Genomic DNA, 435 nt, shown 5'->3' with positions numbered 1-435 from the left:
TTCTTCAGGTTCGATAAACATTTTTTCAACCACGCCGTCGTTAACCAGCATGGAGTAACGCCAAGAGCGTTTGCCGAAGCCCAAGTCTTCTTTGCCAACCAACATGCCCATGCCTGCAGTGAATTCACCGTTGCCATCATGGATCATGTAAATGTTGTCAGCTTCTTCTTCAGCAGCCCAAGCGTTCATTACGAAAGTGTCGTTTACAGATACGCAGTAGACAGCATCAACACCGTTTTCTTTGAACGCGCCAAACAATTCGTTGTAGCGTGGCAGGTGGGAAGAAGAGCAAGTCGGAGTAAATGCGCCAGGCAGAGAGAACACGACTACTTTTTCTATCTCTTCTACACATCTGACGCTGCCGACGACGGAGAGAGTGTAGATTTCGGTGGTCGTAGCGTCACTAAAAAGGGGGGGGGGGGGGGGGGGGGGGGG

General features: G+C 50.8%; 1 pseudogene. It reads right to left on the bottom strand.

Annotation, left to right across the window (positions count from 1 at the left end):
* Positions 1–336 (bottom strand): annotated as a pseudogene (locus tag ACTHUT_RS22200) (peroxiredoxin); the annotation flags it as partial.
* Between the last annotated feature and the right edge of the window lie 99 nt (positions 337–435).

The sequence above is a fragment of the Neisseria sp. P0022.S010 genome (genome assembly GCF_051956635.1).
This window is presented reverse-complemented; position numbering and strand designations above follow the sequence as displayed.